This is a genomic window from Nostoc sp. C057, from assembly GCF_013393925.1.
In the GTDB taxonomy this organism is placed as follows: Bacteria; Cyanobacteriota; Cyanobacteriia; order Cyanobacteriales; family Nostocaceae; genus Nostoc; species Nostoc muscorum_A.
Genome location: NZ_CP040290.1, coordinates 71,789 through 87,201, shown reverse-complemented (window position 1 = coordinate 87,201; position 15,413 = coordinate 71,789). Strand labels below are relative to the sequence as shown.

The 15,413-nt window shown below is 40.6% G+C and carries 21 protein-coding genes and 3 pseudogenes; 3 read left to right on the top strand and 21 right to left on the bottom strand.

Annotation, left to right across the window (positions count from 1 at the left end):
* The first annotated feature begins 94 nt into the window (after nt 1-94).
* Nucleotides 95-700 (top strand): calcium-binding protein, encoded by a 606-nt coding sequence (locus tag FD724_RS38370; RefSeq protein ID WP_179076811.1) that lies wholly within the window; start codon nt 95-97, stop codon nt 698-700.
* 89 nt (nt 701-789) lie between these two features.
* On the opposite strand, the gene FD724_RS42290 is transcribed toward FD724_RS38370, so the two are convergent.
* From FD724_RS42290 to FD724_RS41800, 4 genes and pseudogenes are all read right to left on the bottom strand, one after another.
* Complete coding sequence (locus FD724_RS42290) at nt 790-972, bottom strand: hypothetical protein (protein ID WP_179076810.1); 183 nt, start codon at nt 970-972, stop codon at nt 790-792.
* Between the two features lie 693 nt (nt 973-1,665).
* Nucleotides 1,666-2,010, bottom strand: a pseudogene (locus FD724_RS38360) (EAL domain-containing protein); the annotation flags it as partial.
* A 279-nt stretch (nt 2,011-2,289) separates the two neighbouring features.
* Nucleotides 2,290-3,549, bottom strand: coding sequence for an ISL3 family transposase (locus FD724_RS38355; RefSeq protein WP_306297124.1), 1,260 nt, complete (start codon nt 3,547-3,549; stop codon nt 2,290-2,292).
* Nucleotides 3,515-3,967, bottom strand: a complete 453-nt coding sequence (locus tag FD724_RS41800; RefSeq protein ID WP_306297123.1) for a transposase family protein — start codon at nt 3,965-3,967, stop codon at nt 3,515-3,517. The genes FD724_RS38355 and FD724_RS41800 overlap by 35 nt, the downstream gene beginning before the upstream one ends.
* An 868-nt stretch (nt 3,968-4,835) precedes the next feature.
* Here FD724_RS41800 and FD724_RS42285 point away from each other — a divergent pair.
* Nucleotides 4,836-4,886, top strand: a pseudogene (locus tag FD724_RS42285) (hypothetical protein); the annotation flags it as partial.
* Between the two features lie 2 nt (nt 4,887-4,888).
* On the opposite strand, the gene FD724_RS41520 reads toward FD724_RS42285, so the two are convergent.
* The 5 genes from FD724_RS41520 to FD724_RS38335 form a co-directional block, all read right to left on the bottom strand.
* The gene (locus tag FD724_RS41520; RefSeq protein ID WP_256874775.1) at nt 4,889-5,152 is read right to left on the bottom strand and encodes a hypothetical protein; all 264 of its coding nucleotides are present in this window, start codon (nt 5,150-5,152) and stop codon (nt 4,889-4,891) included.
* Nucleotides 5,079-5,327 (bottom strand): hypothetical protein, encoded by a 249-nt coding sequence (locus FD724_RS42280; protein WP_179076809.1) that lies wholly within the window; start codon nt 5,325-5,327, stop codon nt 5,079-5,081. The genes FD724_RS41520 and FD724_RS42280 overlap by 74 nt, the downstream gene beginning before the upstream one ends.
* Before the next feature lie 601 nt (nt 5,328-5,928).
* The gene (locus FD724_RS38340; protein WP_179076808.1) at nt 5,929-6,141 is read right to left on the bottom strand and encodes a hypothetical protein; all 213 of its coding nucleotides are present in this window, start codon (nt 6,139-6,141) and stop codon (nt 5,929-5,931) included.
* A gap of 123 nt (nt 6,142-6,264) precedes the next feature.
* Entirely contained in the window at nt 6,265-6,390 is a 126-nt protein-coding gene (locus FD724_RS41515; RefSeq protein ID WP_256874774.1) for a hypothetical protein, read from the bottom strand.
* Between the two features lie 1,800 nt (nt 6,391-8,190).
* Nucleotides 8,191-8,352 (bottom strand): hypothetical protein, encoded by a 162-nt coding sequence (locus FD724_RS38335; RefSeq protein ID WP_179076807.1) that lies wholly within the window; start codon nt 8,350-8,352, stop codon nt 8,191-8,193.
* A gap of 49 nt (nt 8,353-8,401) precedes the next feature.
* Between FD724_RS38335 and FD724_RS41795 the strand changes: the two genes are divergently transcribed.
* Entirely contained in the window at nt 8,402-8,683 is a 282-nt protein-coding gene (locus FD724_RS41795) for a hypothetical protein (protein ID WP_179076806.1), read from the top strand.
* 568 nt (nt 8,684-9,251) lie between these two features.
* Here the strand turns inward: FD724_RS41795 and FD724_RS38325 are convergent.
* The 12 genes and pseudogenes from FD724_RS38325 to FD724_RS38270 form a co-directional block, all read right to left on the bottom strand.
* On the bottom strand, nt 9,252-9,476 hold the full coding sequence (locus FD724_RS38325) for a hypothetical protein (protein ID WP_179076805.1): 225 nt from the start codon (nt 9,474-9,476) through the stop codon (nt 9,252-9,254).
* 107 nt (nt 9,477-9,583) lie between these two features.
* Nucleotides 9,584-9,985 (bottom strand): hypothetical protein, encoded by a 402-nt coding sequence (locus tag FD724_RS38320; protein ID WP_179076804.1) that lies wholly within the window; start codon nt 9,983-9,985, stop codon nt 9,584-9,586.
* Between the two features lie 58 nt (nt 9,986-10,043).
* Nucleotides 10,044-10,682: a hypothetical protein gene (locus FD724_RS38315; protein WP_179076803.1), complete on the bottom strand. Its 639-nt coding sequence runs from the start codon at nt 10,680-10,682 to the stop codon at nt 10,044-10,046.
* Between the two features lie 203 nt (nt 10,683-10,885).
* The gene (locus FD724_RS38310) at nt 10,886-11,272 is read right to left on the bottom strand and encodes a hypothetical protein (protein WP_179076802.1); all 387 of its coding nucleotides are present in this window, start codon (nt 11,270-11,272) and stop codon (nt 10,886-10,888) included.
* Nucleotides 11,273-11,615: 343 nt separating this feature from the next.
* Nucleotides 11,616-12,131, bottom strand: a complete 516-nt coding sequence (gene dpdK / locus FD724_RS38305; RefSeq protein ID WP_104900803.1) for a phospholipase D-like domain-containing protein DpdK — start codon at nt 12,129-12,131, stop codon at nt 11,616-11,618.
* Between the two features lie 6 nt (nt 12,132-12,137).
* Nucleotides 12,138-12,584, bottom strand: a pseudogene (locus FD724_RS38300) (HNH endonuclease).
* Entirely contained in the window at nt 12,554-12,823 is a 270-nt protein-coding gene (locus FD724_RS38295) for a hypothetical protein (RefSeq protein ID WP_104900801.1), read from the bottom strand. Before FD724_RS38295 ends, FD724_RS38300 begins: the two are co-directional and overlap by 31 nt.
* Before the next feature lie 355 nt (nt 12,824-13,178).
* Complete coding sequence (locus FD724_RS38290; protein ID WP_179076801.1) at nt 13,179-13,322, bottom strand: hypothetical protein; 144 nt, start codon at nt 13,320-13,322, stop codon at nt 13,179-13,181.
* Nucleotides 13,319-13,576 carry a hypothetical protein gene (locus FD724_RS38285; RefSeq protein ID WP_179076800.1) on the bottom strand — a complete coding sequence of 86 codons (258 nt, stop codon included), beginning with the start codon at nt 13,574-13,576 and terminating at the stop codon, nt 13,319-13,321. Before FD724_RS38285 ends, FD724_RS38290 begins: the two co-directional genes overlap by 4 nt.
* A 48-nt stretch (nt 13,577-13,624) precedes the next feature.
* On the bottom strand, nt 13,625-13,924 hold the full coding sequence (locus tag FD724_RS38280) for a hypothetical protein (protein ID WP_179076799.1): 300 nt from the start codon (nt 13,922-13,924) through the stop codon (nt 13,625-13,627).
* Between the two features lie 62 nt (nt 13,925-13,986).
* Nucleotides 13,987-14,346 carry a hypothetical protein gene (locus tag FD724_RS38275; protein WP_179076776.1) on the bottom strand — a complete coding sequence of 120 codons (360 nt, stop codon included), beginning with the start codon at nt 14,344-14,346 and terminating at the stop codon, nt 13,987-13,989.
* A gap of 237 nt (nt 14,347-14,583) precedes the next feature.
* Entirely contained in the window at nt 14,584-14,886 is a 303-nt protein-coding gene (locus FD724_RS38270; protein ID WP_256874785.1) for a DUF4365 domain-containing protein, read from the bottom strand.
* Between the last annotated feature and the right edge of the window lie 527 nt (nt 14,887-15,413).

Below are 15,413 nucleotides of genomic sequence, written 5' to 3'. Positions count from 1 at the left end.
TATGTCTCTGCCCTATGACAGATAATTTATAAATTTTGTAATTACTTTATGAAAGTAGTTATATACTACTGGCAATACATTGAGGGTAAATTTAATGGATATTTACGGTACTTACAATAGCGATATTTTATCCGGCGATACAAACGATAATACTTTTTATGGTTATGAGGGAGACGACTATCTAATAGGAAATATTGGCAACGATACTCTTTTTGGTGATAGCGGTAACGATTACCTAGTTGGCTCTGACGGCAACGATGTCCTATATGGTGGTGAAGGCGATGATACCTTGTGGGGTGAAGTTGGCAATGATATTTCTTATGGTGGCAATGGTAACGATTTCATCCAGGGTGATGGTAATGATTTCATCTATGGCGAAAATGGTGATGATACGTTGTACGTTACTCCCTTTTTTGGCAACAACTATGTCTGGGGCGGTGATGGAAACGATGTATTTCAAATTAATATGTACGGGTATGATTATACTCTAAACCAAGGATATACCATCATCAACGATTTTCAGTCTGGTTACGATAAAATTCAGATTAATGAATTTGGGGTAGGTGGTTCTATTCCTCCTTCTACCCTTGCAGATGTTACTTATCAAAATGGATTATTATCTCTTCATGGAGTTGTATTTGCTGCTATTCCATATAGTCCAAATTTCAACGTTTCAACCGATGTGTTTATAAGAAACTAAAAATTTTTCTATTGATAACTTAGAAGACTTGTTTTAGCTCTTCTAAGTTATCAATACAATTTACTTTCATTATCACAATACCGATAAATTTACAGTATTAAAAAAATCTTCAATTCCTGAGAATTTCTTCTATTTTCAAATAATCCACTGAGTTTGGGATATTCTTGTTGGAAATGTTGTCCTGTTAATGGTTCAATTGCACCATAAATCCAAAAATTTCCCCTCTGCCATTTCACGGATACAGTTGGCTTGACTCCAGAAGCCGTAATCACTTTTCCTGTGAGAGTTTTTAATCCTACCTTAGTTTCATCCTGACACAGGTAATGAACGCCTTTTCCTGGTGCTAGATGTTCCTCTAGACAATTGAGAATAATTCCGAGTTTTTTTTAAACTCAGATACTAATTTTTCATCCTGCTTATGGGGTACAGCCGGGATACGTGCAAATTGGGACACGTTGTAAAGTTTTGTAACGCCAAAGAGTCGAAACTATTGATTTAGCGTTGTTTTAAACTGTGGTTTTGATGTTCACGGAAGATGAAAACATAACCAAAAATGATTGTTTATGGGCAAGCTTGAGGCATGGAAAGCGGTGAAGAGTTGATTTTATCGTGCAAAATTTTGATTGCCCAAATATCATTTATGGGCAAGTTAGTAAATCAATAAAACACGCCCTGCAACATTTATTTACAACACGTCCTATTTTGCGCGTATCCCGGCTGAACCCCAAAGTGACTCCAGGCTTTTGCAGATATTGAAAGAATTAGAGTCCCTGAAAACATCTGATGATAGTCACGGTGATGCCCAATATGAGAGTCAGCACTGACTGGCGCTCACGTCAAATTAAGGTTTTGGGGTGGTTAGGCGGTCTTCTTGACAAAAAATATTGTGATGCGTAATACAGGAGATACAGCCAAACTTTAAGGTAAAAGGTCAAGAAATTGAAGCTTACAGTCCCAGGCTATATCTAACTCAATGGGCAAGGTATTGCAATGCCATATCCCTGTGCGTAATCAATTCCTAGTGCCGTAATTCGCTCTAAAATAGCGTCATTCTCCACAAACTCAGCAATCGTCTGAATACCCATGACACTGCTAATACGCGTGATTGCTGTCACGATCGCATTATCGACAGGATTCTCGACAATGTTACGAATAAAACTCCCGTCAATTTTGAGGTAATCTACAGGCAGAGACTTGAGATAGGCAAAGGACGACATCCCTGCCCCAAAATCGTCCAATGCGAAGCGACAACCCATCCGTTGAAGTTTTTGAATGAACTGCCTGGCTTTGAGCAGATTGGCGATCGCTACATGTAGCGAACTGCAAACATAAACGCTTCAAACTGCAAACAAGCCATTTTTGAAACCACATTATGGGTCTTGTCCACTTTTGGTGATCGTGTTTGGGGATACTCTCAATTGAGCGATGGCGTACCCGCCCACCGGAGGTGATCGCAACAACAAAAGATGAAATAATAACTATTACTGAGACTGAGCGAGGACACGAAGTGCCCGCCTTCATGCGATACCTACGGTAAGCTGCGCTAACGCAAAAATACAGTTTATTATTCACGCTCCCCTGCCCACGCCTTATATAGCCAGCAAGAACCGTCGCTCAAGTAAATCTATCCCGGCGCGACCGTACATTTGTCGTTTCAACATCTTTAATCGGTTGATGTGACCTTCAACAGGGCCATTACTCACTGAAAGCGTTACACCAGCCTTGACAGCATCGTAGTCTTCACGCAAACTTTTAGCAAAATTGCGAAAGGGAGAAAGAATGCTATTCTCCGCCTGTGTAAGCCAAAGATCAAGTTGTTCGGGTTGTCGAGTACGCACCAATTGAGCAAAACCTTGACCTAATTCAATTGCCTCAGCTAATTCGGGGTGTTGTGCCGCTAGCAGTGCAATCAGTTGTTCATCGCCTCGCTTGCACAATTCCCGTCGTCGCAGCACAAGCCAAGTTGCCCGACTAGGAGTAAGAGATTTCTTCTGCGGTTCGGCAACTATCGGCAGAGGTTTATTTATAAGGCGTTGCCTTAGTTTCAAACCTTGAGAGGAGCGCAATCGACGGGTGTAGCGGGCCACAGTATCATAGCTACCAGAGTAACCACGCCGTTGAATTTCCCCAAACAGCCCTTTAGTATCGATATAACCCTCGTTCCAGCGTTTGAGAAGATAATTTTTGTAAGGGTTCAGCAAGCTTCGACCACGGTCGCTGCGTCCCTGACGTTCAACAAATGTGGGGCTACTCAGGTAACGAAACACGGTTCCATGACCAATACCAAGTCTGCGGGCAATAGCTTGTCCCGACCAACCCTGGCGATGTAATTCCCAAACTTGTTCATAAATTGCCAGTCTTCGTGTACGACGTTGTTCTGCAAGATGCTCCTGTTTAGTCGGTGTTGGGGGTGGCGGTACTGGTGCAACTACTGTGCCATCTGTTTGGATGACTTCGATTTGACTGTAAGCTTCATCAACTTCTTTCAAGTCTTTACTATGCCCATGAAACACTCGTTCCAGTGTTTCTCCTAGATTCTGTAGTAGATGAAAACGATCTGCAACCTGGATAGCTTCGGGCGCTCCCTGGCTAATGCCACTAGCATAAGCTTTGGCTCGGTCTCGTGAGACAACTTTAATACCTGGATGTGCTTTTAACCATTGGGCTAAAGTTTCCGCAGAACGATCTTTTAGTAAAGCCAATGGTTGGCTTTGCTCTAAATCAATGAGTATCGTCCCATAAGTTTGGCACTTGCGAAAAGCGAAATCGTCTACCCCAAGAGTTTCTAGGAAATCAATTAATGGTAGAGGCATTTTACGCACCAGTCGCAACAGTGTATTGCGACTCACAGTGAAACCATCGCGCCGCGATAGTCTCACCCCGAGCTGCACCGCCTAACGCTAAACCAATTGTGGTAAATTGTTGAGCCAACCGCAGAGTCCGACGCGCCCAAGGAACAGTCACGTTAGTCAATCTTTCAGTAAAAATGCGCCGTTTACAATTAGCATTGAGACAAAAAAACTTCCGCACACGCATCTGTAAAGTGATTTTGTAATCAGCCCATGATAAATCAGCCAACGTCCGTTCATAGCGACTATGAATTCGGTGAGTTTGGGAAGTGCAGATTGGGCACTGAGTAACAGCTTGTACTGAAGCGATAATTAACGTAATGGTAGCTTGTGCTTCGTTAATCAGCCAATTCTTAAGTTGAAGATTTTTTGTATCGGGTAATAGGTGACAGAGTACTTCTATAGCCTTTTGACCCATATTCGACTCTGAGTGTGTGATTCTCAACTATTTTTCGTTTTATTACCTAAAAGCTAGAGTACACAAGAAGTTTAGACTTTTCATCTCCATTCTAGCTTTTATTGATTTGTTGACACCATTCTCAACTACTGAGACGTTCGTTCTATCGCTATTGACTAAAAAAAATTCATCTTTTGCCATCGCTCAATTGAGAGTATCCCCAAACACGATCACCAAAAGTGGACAAGACCCCACATTATTTGCAAATGAAACTGCAAACATAATTTTCAAACTGCAAACAAGGGTTTTCAAACCACATTAACTGCAAATAAGCCGTAACCCTTATGGGAATTGAGTTATAGGATTTATGGCTCTATAAGTGTCCAAATTAAACGATCCAATTAGCCAAACACTTATGCCCGAATGTTGTGGTTTAATCTGGACGATATCCGTCCAATTTAATTATGAATTAGGTTTTTAGCAGCAAGTACCACTAACTTATTTCTTTGATTTGGCAAAGACTCTTAAGTTTAAGACTGGAGTAATGGTGAATCTTCTTTAATTTGGACAGTTTCATCTTCAAAGTATCCGAAAACCTAAAATCCTTACTGGCTAAGGATTACAGCCTATTTGCAGTTAATGTGGTTTCAAAATTATGTTTGCGGTTTGTTTGCAATTATTGTGGTTTCATTTGCAGTTATTGTGGTTTTGAGACCCCTCTTATTTGCAAATAATGTGGTTTCAAAAATGGCTTGTTTGCAGTTTTAACGATTTATGTTTGCAGTTCGCTACAGATAGGGGTGATCACTTGGTGTAAAGTGCTTGTTTTTGGTAGTCAGATGGTACTTGCAGTTGTGCTGTACTCATTGCTTCCATCCCTGCATTGGAAATGCTTACAATCCGAGAGGTAAAGCGGATGGCTAGCTGTTTAGGGGTAGAGAACTACAGCAGCATGAGAAAGGGCAAGTTGATTGAAGAAATACTAGCCAAGGAATCAGTAGCGGCGTAATTGACCAGGGGTAGCCGTGACAGCGATACCCCTAACTTAGAGATTGTAGGCAAGCGATCGCTCTTGTAACGTGCGGGTACGCCATCACCACCCTCGTCTTTGACATGAGATTCCAGAAAAACCTCACGAATCAAAGCTGCTTGTGCAACAAAATTGTTTAATTGACCAAATTGCCTTCTGCCTGAGTTCTTCACCATCGACTCCATTAGCTGAGATGCTGAAAGGCAACCAATATTGTTTGAGGGTCAACATCACTATTTGAGGTAAGTTGCCTAAACCAAAAGGTTCTGTTTTCAGATAACTAATTATCTGCCCGTCGATAGTGTCTACCCTTCGCTTAATTGAAAGAATTACTTGTTGGCTCTGTTTCATTTTTGTTATGCAAAAGTTTGTGTGGATTAATCACAGCAGCGTCGCGGGAGCAATATCACTTTGCAGAATCAAAATGCAGAACTGAATTAAAGTCTAACCGAAATATTTTCCTTTACAAACTCAGTCATAATCCCCACTAAGTCTATGTAATTAGTGGGTTTTAAATGGCGAAATTGTATACCAAATCACAATTTCTCTACGACTGTTCTAGGACTAGTCTGCGACTGCTCTAGAACTGCTGTATGACTAGTTTGGGGAATCACGGGGAGCAATTGCTAATTTCTCTACGACTAGTCTACGACTGCTCTACGACTAGTTTGGGGAATCGCTATTTTTTGCTGTCAACAATTCTTCGATTAGAGAATAAAATAACCGTACGTACCCACTACGCTTATTTTGGGTAACTTCAATTTCAGCCATTTTTGCATGGCTTTTGAAGCGAAAAAATGAAAATTTGGGATAAAAAATTATTTTAGCAGTGTTAGGTGGGATGGTTGACGCGATTGCAATCAGCTAAAATTGACTACAAAAGAACGACAAAAGAACGACAAAAGCAGATCAAGTTTCACAGATGGAATGACAACGCCCATTCACCCAATCCCTAATCTCCAATGTCTAATAGGGCCACCAGGGGAGTAGAGCGTAGCATGACTACGGGCGATCGCCTCTTCCTCAACATCCAATGCCCAATGGCGAATGCGGTCGAGCTAGAGGGGCGAGAGTCAGCAGTGGGGGAATAGGAGGGAGAAGCGATCGCTTCGGGAATTAAGCATAGGTCGAAGAAGGTGCTTCGGCTAGCAAGAACCGCAGGCATCGCGGCCATTGTCTAAAAAAAAATTTACCCCTGTTTTTGACCCTTTTTTTGTCTATTTAATTGATAAATACTCTCAATATTAACCGCCCAAACTGTGATTATTGAGACATTTATCAAGAAATATTACAGTTTTGGCACTAGTTGATTGATTTGACTAAATTCGTGGATTTGAGAGAATATCTCTACAAAATCTCCAAATTCCCCACCCTCACCAACTACATTCAACATCTCCCAATATCTATCCAACATCTCCCAATTCTCCAATTTATTTCTTACCTTTTTACACCTTTTACATCATCCAGTAACGGAATTCTCATTAGCTCAAAAATTCCCAATAAAGAAGAACAATTCCCAATACTTACCAATACTTGTTAGAAGTCTCCCATTTTGTTCCAATAATTTACCAATTATTGAGAAATTCGCTTAAAAGCTTTTAAGCGCTGTAATCCATCTTTTTTTGACGCACAGTACGCCTTATTTGGCGGAAAGTTTGTTGAGGTAAAAATCAAGAATCAGCCAAAAATGAGTCCGATAAAACTACAAAAGTGACTGAGGTTTTACAACGCTTGTGTCCAATTAAAGCAGAGGCAGGGGAGGAAAGAGTTGATAGACAATTAGTTCTTTTCCCCCTGCTTCTCTTCTACCTCTGCTGCCCTCAACGCAAAAGTTCCTTAACCGAAGGTATTGGGAGTGTCGAGAGGCGTAAGCGGACTGTGACTACCAATCTCAATTGGGAGGCAAGGTAACACAGAGAGAGCGATCGCGTCACCCGATCACAAAAGCTAACTGATCACGCCACTGTTAGGAGAGATCACCTCCGGTGGGCGGTTACGCCATCGCGTTTACAAACAGAGTTAGAATCTCCCGTAAGTCATGGACAAAAAACATTTGTCTGTTATTCTTATTTAAGTGGAAAAAATGTATATTTTTAAACATTCCATTGGGAACGGCAGTAATGACGGCAGTATGACGGCGATAGTGCCGTCAAAAACGAAATTTTTCTGGGATTTTGTAAATCTTCTAATGGTAAAATTGACGGCAGTATGACGGCCCTGTTGACGGCCTACACGGCAAGGGTAAAAGCTCAAATCAGCCGCCTGAAAATAAACATACCTACTACGGTTATTTTCGCTATTGTTGATTTGAGAAAATTGGCTGTTTTTGACTTAAGTAAAAATACTCAGTGAGTCCGAAAAAGAATTTGAGCAAGGACGTGAAGTATTTTTGAAAAAGCAAGGTAAATCAATTCCAAATTCACGCATTCCAAATTGGAGAAGTGCGATCGCCCGTAGTCACGTCAAGAATTGAGATTGGGGATTTGGGTTTTGGTAGTCATGGTTTGGTAGTCATGGTTTGATAGTCATGGTTTGGTAGTCATGGTTTGGTAGTCACGATGAATTTGGTAGTCATAATGATTAATATCTATTTATATAGAGGGCGTGACTACGGTATCAGAACTTGATACAAAATACGGCTATTCTCAATATTGACTACCAATTATTGTATAAAAGCTAGCATCAGTAAGTTGCTAGAGAATTAGTTACGTATTGCTAAGGTTAATAGGGAAACACGATAGAATCCGAACAGCACCTATCAGCTAGCTGTGACTAACCAAGCCCTGAGAGATTTATCTGGCTGTAATGGCTTGCTGGTGCGTGACTGGATTGAGCAAACACAAAGAGAGAAATAATCAGTCATAACGCGAAAATTCGGTATGGAGAACAAGAAAGACCCAGTAATCCTGCTAGCTATGCCAACAAGGGCAAAGACACTAGTATTGAAAGCGAAACTAGCTGCTTAAACATAAGTTTCAGTAATGTATGTAACTGTTCTCACCTGTTTTAGTATAATTAGTAACCGTAACTATACTTAGTTATGTCTAGTTAAGAAAATATAGTCAACTTAACCCCGCCCCACACCCGACCACATATCCCCAGAGCGATCGCCCTTTAGCAAGTCATTAATAATGATGTTCGGGTAGTTATACTGGTGCAATATTTTTGACTCAGTAGATAAAACTGAAGTGCAGTTTCAGGAAGCTTTTATATTCTACGACAGCGCCGTGGATATGCCGGCACTATTCGTTAATAATTCCAAAAGCCTGCACAAAAGTAGCAAGATCCCTTCTAGGGCGAAAGACCCCAAAACACGGCGGACAATTCCCGAACGGGTTTGTGCTTGAATCACCAATCCCTGATATGTTGATAGCATTGCTATCTACTTGATATCGATAGCTGTTGCTATCAATTGCGATATCACTATGTCTGACGAGAACAAACCCAGCGAGATGATCCGCATACCCACTCCCCTGATTCCAGCAGTTAGGGAGTTATCCCAGCTGCACCGACAAGGACGAACAAGCGAGTTGCTTCACTCTTTGGATGAATTAATACTGGCGTTGGACAGTAACAGTAGAAGCGCCAACCCTACTTCCCAAACGATATTAGCTATTTGCGAACGACTGGATAAGCTGGAATCACAGAACTTCGGTGAATCTAATAACGCAACGAAACTGGAGCAATCCATAATCTCGCCGATTTAGAACAAAAAATTGAGGGGATGACAGCCCGAATGACACAGTTTACCGAGGCGATTATTAAAATTCAAAATCATCTCAACAACCAACCAAGGCGGCAGAAGAAATCGTACTATAACAATTCATCCTATCAAAGGGCATACTCCGCGAATCCAACCATTAACGGAAGAAGGTTTAGCTTCAAGACTTGGTGTAAATGTAGAAACTATACGTGAACAGCGAATTAATCTGCATCCACCGCTTTTTGTGGCATGGTGCAAGGGCAAGGATAGATCAGGTATGGGGTGGAATTTAACGAAAATACGGGGTTATATCATCCGGCAAGTTAACGGCGCTCTTGCGATCCCCCTAGTCTATTAGCTTGAACATGCCAAATATTCCCTAACTCACATCTTGCACCTAGCCTTAGCGATTATAAATCGCGGCTATATAAACGAAGAAACGAAGTCCGCCTGGTATTGTGAAGACTAACGGAAAATCAAGGTTCAAAACCCGCGCAGGCGTGTTTTGCCTGTGTAGCCAAGCCAGTGCGTTGGGCGGCTCCCGCCGACTTGAAGCACCTGGCGTGCGACTTCTAGTCGCCTGGTGCAAGATATAAGCTAATCGCACGCAGCATACTTGCACTACCTTTACTGTTAACCAAAAGAATCGGCGCAAGATGCGATGGACGATTCGCTTCAATAAAACCTGTGGCTGCGTGTTTAGCACTAGCCGTCACCATCACAACAATGTCAGAATTTCTCACCCACTGACGCAGCCTATCATTACCTCCCTTGTCATGACTGAGATAAACTGTCACTTCTTTTACAAGCTGCTTCTAAAAATACTTTTTACTCTGATTGCTGCGGTTTCTGTGAGAGTGTAAATAAGAACAGATTTACTCTTGAGTTTTTGGAAAATATTCACTCAACTTCCAGATTTTGCCTCGACTAAACTCGCTGGTTCGTCAAGCAAATCTGGAAACGATTCTCCTAAGTGTAAATCTTTTACCAAAGCGCGAAAGATTCCCCTTTGCACTTCATCAATACGTTCTGTAAAACGGCGTAGAGTTTCAGCCGTAGCAAATAGAAGTTGTTCGCGCTTTTCTAGGACTGGGCAAGGATATGATATTAGTACATCAATTAAGTCAAGCATCCAATCAACTTTTTTGGGTGAGGCGAACCTGTCCCAAAGCTCCAAAGCATAGTCTACAATCTCTGTATATTTTGCTGTATTAACTCCCAAAGTTAAAATAGCGATCGCTAAATCATTGAACAAAACCAAATCAACATCCCCACCCTCTGTACTCAGGACTAGCAGTTCTAGCAATGAGTAATAAAGGCTCTCGAACTCGCTACGGGAAATTGCTCATCTTTCTGAAAAAATCCTAGCAAGTAAGGAAGCGCATCGTGCAGGATAGACTCGTTGTTGAGCCTACTTTACTTAACAATTCGTCAAATTCTGCCACCGCCTGTGGTTGCATCAGCAAGCTAGTGACATCCCACTCGGCAGAACCCTGGCGTGCAGTGTATAACGCTCGTTCCCAGGTTGGCTTTTTATCAAGTTGCGATAACCACTCCAACCAATTCGTTGGGACAGATAAAGCTGTTGGGGTGTCTTTTGTTGTACCTTTTTGGCTTCCCCGCAGTTGAGTAAGAAAATCTTGGTTCCAACGTACCTTTAGCAAGGCTGTTTGCTCGTCAGCAGTCAACTCGTCAAAGGCTTGCAATACAGCTTTTTCCACCGCCAAAGTTTGCAACTCGTAGGCGCATTGAAGGAGCAAGCGAACTTTCTCTTTCGACGACGTAGCATTACAAAGCAATGAAAAAGCTTGATCAAAGTCTCCATTTTTGGATAGCTGTTCGGCTTGTTGCAGGGGGTCGCCTTCGCTGTTCGGGGTAGAATCTTTTAGCAGTGCAGCTAACCTTTGCAAATAGCTGCGGTGAGTTTCTTCAACTTCCCCAATTGCCAGCAGTTCGTCTCGAAGTGCAGGTTTCGTTGGTTCTCCACCCACCGCCAGCAGCATAAATAATTTCAATACTTCCGGGATTTTACTACCTGCACGGACAGCAAAAAGATTGTTGTAACGGGGGAAAACTACTTCTTGGAAATAGGCTACAGCACTGCCTGGGGCGTTATTGTCCTCAAAATGTTGTAGTTCAGTGCAGTATACTGCCTTCAGCAGAGCTTGGGTAACGGCGAAGGGGCGGCGAACCTGTAAAAGATTGCCTAGTTCCGGAGGGTAAGCAACTCATTCCATTGCTCTAGTTCTGCTAAGAGTTGCACCCGCAGAAACAGCAGATTCAGCGCATCCAGACGATGCTGGTCTACAAGGTATTGTAGTGAGTTTTCCGCAGCAATGCGATCGCCTGCTTGCAATGCCATATAAAAGTCCCGCAGTACGCGACCTGTGGGACGGGGAATATCTGCGACCCGTTTCACCCGTCTCTCACTCACTCGGCGCATCTGCTCTAGTGCTTCCCAAACATCCGTCGCTTGTCCGCACAGTTTGACCGCAGCGCCTCCAGTAAATTCGTAAATTGCTAATTCTATAGGGTCTTGGGGGTTTAGTTGCGCTCTTTGTCCGCGAAATGTCGAATATGTGGGGGCCAACAAACGCCATTAATTCTTCACTCAAACGGCGTAATTGGCGTTCCGAAAGGGCGATGCCGTACCAATCTACACTCTCGGAACGCCAGCAGGGAAGAATTGTTGGCTGAGGTTCGCCTTTGGTCAACAACTCGACCCAAGGACGGATTTTGGCTTGTTTTCCTTCGCCACGTTCAATCTTGCCAAGGTCAAATTTGTTGTCAGTGCCAAAAACTGCTCTAGGAAGTGGCGGATATCTGCATTGCTGGCATTAGTCATCGCTTTTGAATATCACATAGTTAATATAGTAGGATGTAATAAAAAGTACTCAAATTTTTACAGGATAAAAATTAAATAATCCAAAATAGCATTACGCCCCTCCCCATCGGTTAGTAAAAATCAACTGTTGTTCAGCGATCGCTTCTGGGGATGTTTCATAAGTTACAACTTCCTCATTGACTGTAATACCGTTGTAGGTGAAGTTCATCGAACCTGCAAGATAATACCCATCTCCCAGGATACCTTTTGCGTGGAGTTCTTCGGTAATGTGGAATCGCACAGGAACATCCTGATAGTCAGTTTTGCCTTTGATTTGTTCAATAAATCTGTGGTTATGAGAGTCGGGACGGGTAGCAATGTGTACAGTCGTTCCCCGTTCAGCTAGAGTGGCGAGGACTTGGGAGAGGCGAATGCGGGAACGACTCCATGAAGGTTCTAAGCATAGGAAGGTGTTGGCGGTGTTATCGATAACGGGGATGTCAGATATCCACGGAGAAACAAGCCACACGCATTGGCTGGGGGTGATAAGTTCGGCGACGAAGATTGTTTGGAGTAAGTCAGGGATTTGGCGGGAACTTAGGCGTGAGTGAATATAGCGGGATGACATTTCTTCTTATTCTTGACGTGGATTCAACTGGGGCGGATGCCAACCCGCTTCTACCCAAAAACGACGAGCAACTTGAATCGAAGGCTCATCCCGACGTTCATCATTGAAGTCAAAACGATGGCTAGTAGCTCTCCCTGTAGAAGTTGTACCGACAATTTTTGTCCCGTCTTTTGTCCAAATAAAATGCTCAGACCATTGTTGCTGACTGGGGATGAAATAGAGGGACTTGTTTTTGAGTGTTGGGATCAGTACCTACTGTAAAATTATAGTGACGCTCATTACAGCGATGACAAGCTAATGCCAAATTATCCAATTCATCAGAGCCACTCAAAGACTGCGGCATGATATGGTCAATGGTAAAACGGTCTGGACTCAAGTATTCTGAGAGTGACAGTATTCGCAGAGATATTCAGCTCGTTTTCTTACAAGTCTTCGAGTTTGTTCGGACACCATTTACTTTTGGCTGCTAGTTGAGCGTTAATCAAGGTAAATATTCGCTCAAGTTCGGAAATGCCTACATATTCAGCTTCTTCTTCAGGAGTGAGCGCATCAGCTTTTTTCTTCTGCAACAGTTCTTCAAAGCGAGACTGTAGCTCATCGGTAAATTTAAAAAGATAAATATCACCGAATTCGCTCATCCTGATACCAGAAGACATTAAGGATGAGGGTTGAACCATCAATTGAGTAGTCATTGTGTGTTCACAGTGCCTTTGGTTCTATTGTGCCTCAATTAATCAATGATTATAACGGTGTGGGTGGGTGCGATCGAATAATTTCCAGATAATTCTACGTATAGGAACTTTTGCCGATGTTATCGATAACGAGCATACTAAATAGATATCCAGGGAAAACCGAGCCATACGCACTGACTGCGGTTGCTGAGTTAAGCGACGAAGATTGTTTGCAATAAGTCAGGGTTTAGTAGATGCTTAAGTGGGAGGACATTGTAAGTAAACAACAGATATAAGTTACCCTGACTATTGAATATTAACAAATAGCATTTTTTTGTTATATAATTTATTTAAATTTGAATAATCATCGCTTATTTCAGGATTGAGCTGCTTCAGCTTTTTTTATTAGCTGGTCAATGTTATTACTGTTTTCAGGATCTATTTTTATGCTATTATCTGTTTTGATATAGCGAGAAATAATATAACCTTTAATAGCATTCCACATATTTTCATTCATCATGAAAATCTTGATTGTGGATTTATAAACTTAATATCTTTCTCTAATAAAGTCTCAATTTCTGGAGAATAAGCACTTATTTCAACTGACTTTAGTTCAACTTCTTGAAATAGTTGCTCTCGCACAGAAGTTTCATTATCTAAATTTCGTTTTGCTAATGATGCCTTAATCGCTTCATAGATTTCTTCTTCTGAAAGAATTTTAGTGGCACTATCTGTCAGTATTTTTTGTTTATAAAAATATAAGTCTTGAGACACTTTTATTTACCTCTTGCTTGCTTGATATAATCAACCAATGACTGTAAATTACCAACTTTTTCTAAATTTATCAAAAAGTTTTTGAACGTGTTCACAGTCATAATATTTTATATCTACACTTGGATAATCATTTTGCAAATTTTGGAGGATGTTAATACTTTCAACATTAATATAATTAACTGGAAATACATAACGGTAGCCGCTTGGAAGATTTCCTCTATCCCAACGTTGTCTAAGTTTTTTAATTGATTGTTTTAAATAACCTGTATCAAAATCACCTTCCATATTGGTAGGAGAAGTTTTGCATTCATATATATAGTTACCAGTTTCAAAAAATTTTGATTCCATATTGTGAATAGCCGAATTTTATTATTGTTAAAGTATTTATTTTGAGACGGTGAGTAGAAGATTTAAGCTACTTTCGGATTGCTGCGAAAATGCGCTTTTACTTCATATTCTTTTCCTAACTTACTTTTGGCAACATACCCATCTATTGCAATAATCTTTCCTTCCATCAAACCTGTAATTAGTTGATCTGCCTTTTGAGATAAAGCTACAAAATCAGTTGCAGGCTCATTCTCACCCAAATTATCTACATAATCTATACCTGGCTTCATTTTAAACTGATTCATTAAATCCTTCAAAACTGATTTAAAGGTTAAATCAATAACTTTTCCTTTTTGAAAAGGATTCATTTGATGAAAATCAGGCAAAGACTCAAGAGCTTTAGATAGTGCATTTTTTACTTCACCAATTGAAAAAGTTAACATTCTGGTTAATTCTTATAAAAGTAGATGTTGGCTAACAAAAAAGTTAACTTAACTATTAGTAAGAACACTTCAGTAATTACACTTGAATTTAGTCATGGCAAAGTATCTTTTACGCTACTAATTGTAACTCCCGAAATTACGCCCTTCATTCACGTAGCGTTTCACAGAAAAGGCATTGCACAACTCTTAAAATCAAAACTCATCTAGAAAAACCTAAAAAATATTGATAGGCTGAATTTAGATTTTCTCAATTTGCAAATTTTGAGGATTTTTCAGGATAAAATGATTATCTTGTTTGACTAAATCACCTGTGCCGCGAATTGGTAAACGCTCCTGATAGGTGAGATTGAGGGGATATTTAATATAGTTTTCATCCAGAATACCTCTAGATGTACATTTTAGTTGTACTTCTAGTCTAGGGGAAAAGATTTTACCTGTACCACCTCTACTGACTATTCCTAAATCTACGCTATCGTTATCAACTTCTGGTCTATATAAAGAATAACCTGCAACGGCAGCGATCGCTCTAATATAGCTAATGCTAAATTGTTCTTTTTGTTGGTTAATTATGCTTTGATAATGTGAGAAAAATTTTGATCCATAAATTAGAAAAGAGTTAACGAAAATTCAGGCTTTCGCGCTAATCACAAATTAAAACTTTGAATCAAATCATGAGTGAGAGTTGAAATTATGAATCATAACTAGAGAATGAGTTGAAAAACACAATTGAACAAAACTTGCACAAAAAATCCCTGACAAAATTGTTCTAACTTAAACTTTCAATCCAAAATATGATTCAAATACCCATTTTATGGTTCAAAACTTTTATTTTAATAGATATTTGAGTAAAAATAAAATATTTCATTGAACAAGCGATCGCCCAACAACAGAGGGCGATCGCCTACTTTCAACTCCGTAGCTGAATAATAATGATAATCAAGCTGAAGGATTGATATAAACGTCTCTCTTATCAGTCTTTTTATCCCCTATAACACGATAATCATTATTAGTAAAAACTCGAATATTAAAAGTGAACTATAAACTGGATACTCATTCCTGAAGCATAT

Excerpts from the sequence above, each read along its gene's own strand:
- FD724_RS38370 (WP_179076811.1), top strand. The coding sequence starts at position 95 with ATGGATATTTACGGTACTTACAATAGCGATATTTTATCCGGCGATACA.
- FD724_RS41800 (WP_306297123.1), bottom strand. The coding sequence starts at position 3,967 with ATGGGTCAAAAGGCTATAGAAGTACTCTGTCACCTATTACCCGATACA.
- FD724_RS41520 (WP_256874775.1), bottom strand. The coding sequence starts at position 5,152 with ATGGTGAAGAACTCAGGCAGAAGGCAATTTGGTCAATTAAACAATTTT.
- FD724_RS42280 (WP_179076809.1), bottom strand. The coding sequence starts at position 5,327 with ATGAAACAGAGCCAACAAGTAATTCTTTCAATTAAGCGAAGGGTAGAC.
- FD724_RS38340 (WP_179076808.1), bottom strand. The coding sequence starts at position 6,141 with ATGCCTGCGGTTCTTGCTAGCCGAAGCACCTTCTTCGACCTATGCTTA.
- FD724_RS41515 (WP_256874774.1), bottom strand. The coding sequence starts at position 6,390 with ATGTTGGATAGATATTGGGAGATGTTGAATGTAGTTGGTGAGGGTGGG.
- FD724_RS38335 (WP_179076807.1), bottom strand. The coding sequence starts at position 8,352 with ATGCTATCAACATATCAGGGATTGGTGATTCAAGCACAAACCCGTTCG.
- FD724_RS41795 (WP_179076806.1), top strand. The coding sequence starts at position 8,402 with ATGTCTGACGAGAACAAACCCAGCGAGATGATCCGCATACCCACTCCC.
- FD724_RS38315 (WP_179076803.1), bottom strand. The coding sequence starts at position 10,682 with ATGCTGCTGGCGGTGGGTGGAGAACCAACGAAACCTGCACTTCGAGAC.
- dpdK (WP_104900803.1), bottom strand. The coding sequence starts at position 12,131 with ATGTCATCCCGCTATATTCACTCACGCCTAAGTTCCCGCCAAATCCCT.
- FD724_RS38295 (WP_104900801.1), bottom strand. The coding sequence starts at position 12,823 with ATGACTACTCAATTGATGGTTCAACCCTCATCCTTAATGTCTTCTGGT.
- FD724_RS38290 (WP_179076801.1), bottom strand. The coding sequence starts at position 13,322 with ATGATGAATGAAAATATGTGGAATGCTATTAAAGGTTATATTATTTCT.
- FD724_RS38280 (WP_179076799.1), bottom strand. The coding sequence starts at position 13,924 with ATGGAATCAAAATTTTTTGAAACTGGTAACTATATATATGAATGCAAA.
- FD724_RS38275 (WP_179076776.1), bottom strand. The coding sequence starts at position 14,346 with ATGTTAACTTTTTCAATTGGTGAAGTAAAAAATGCACTATCTAAAGCT.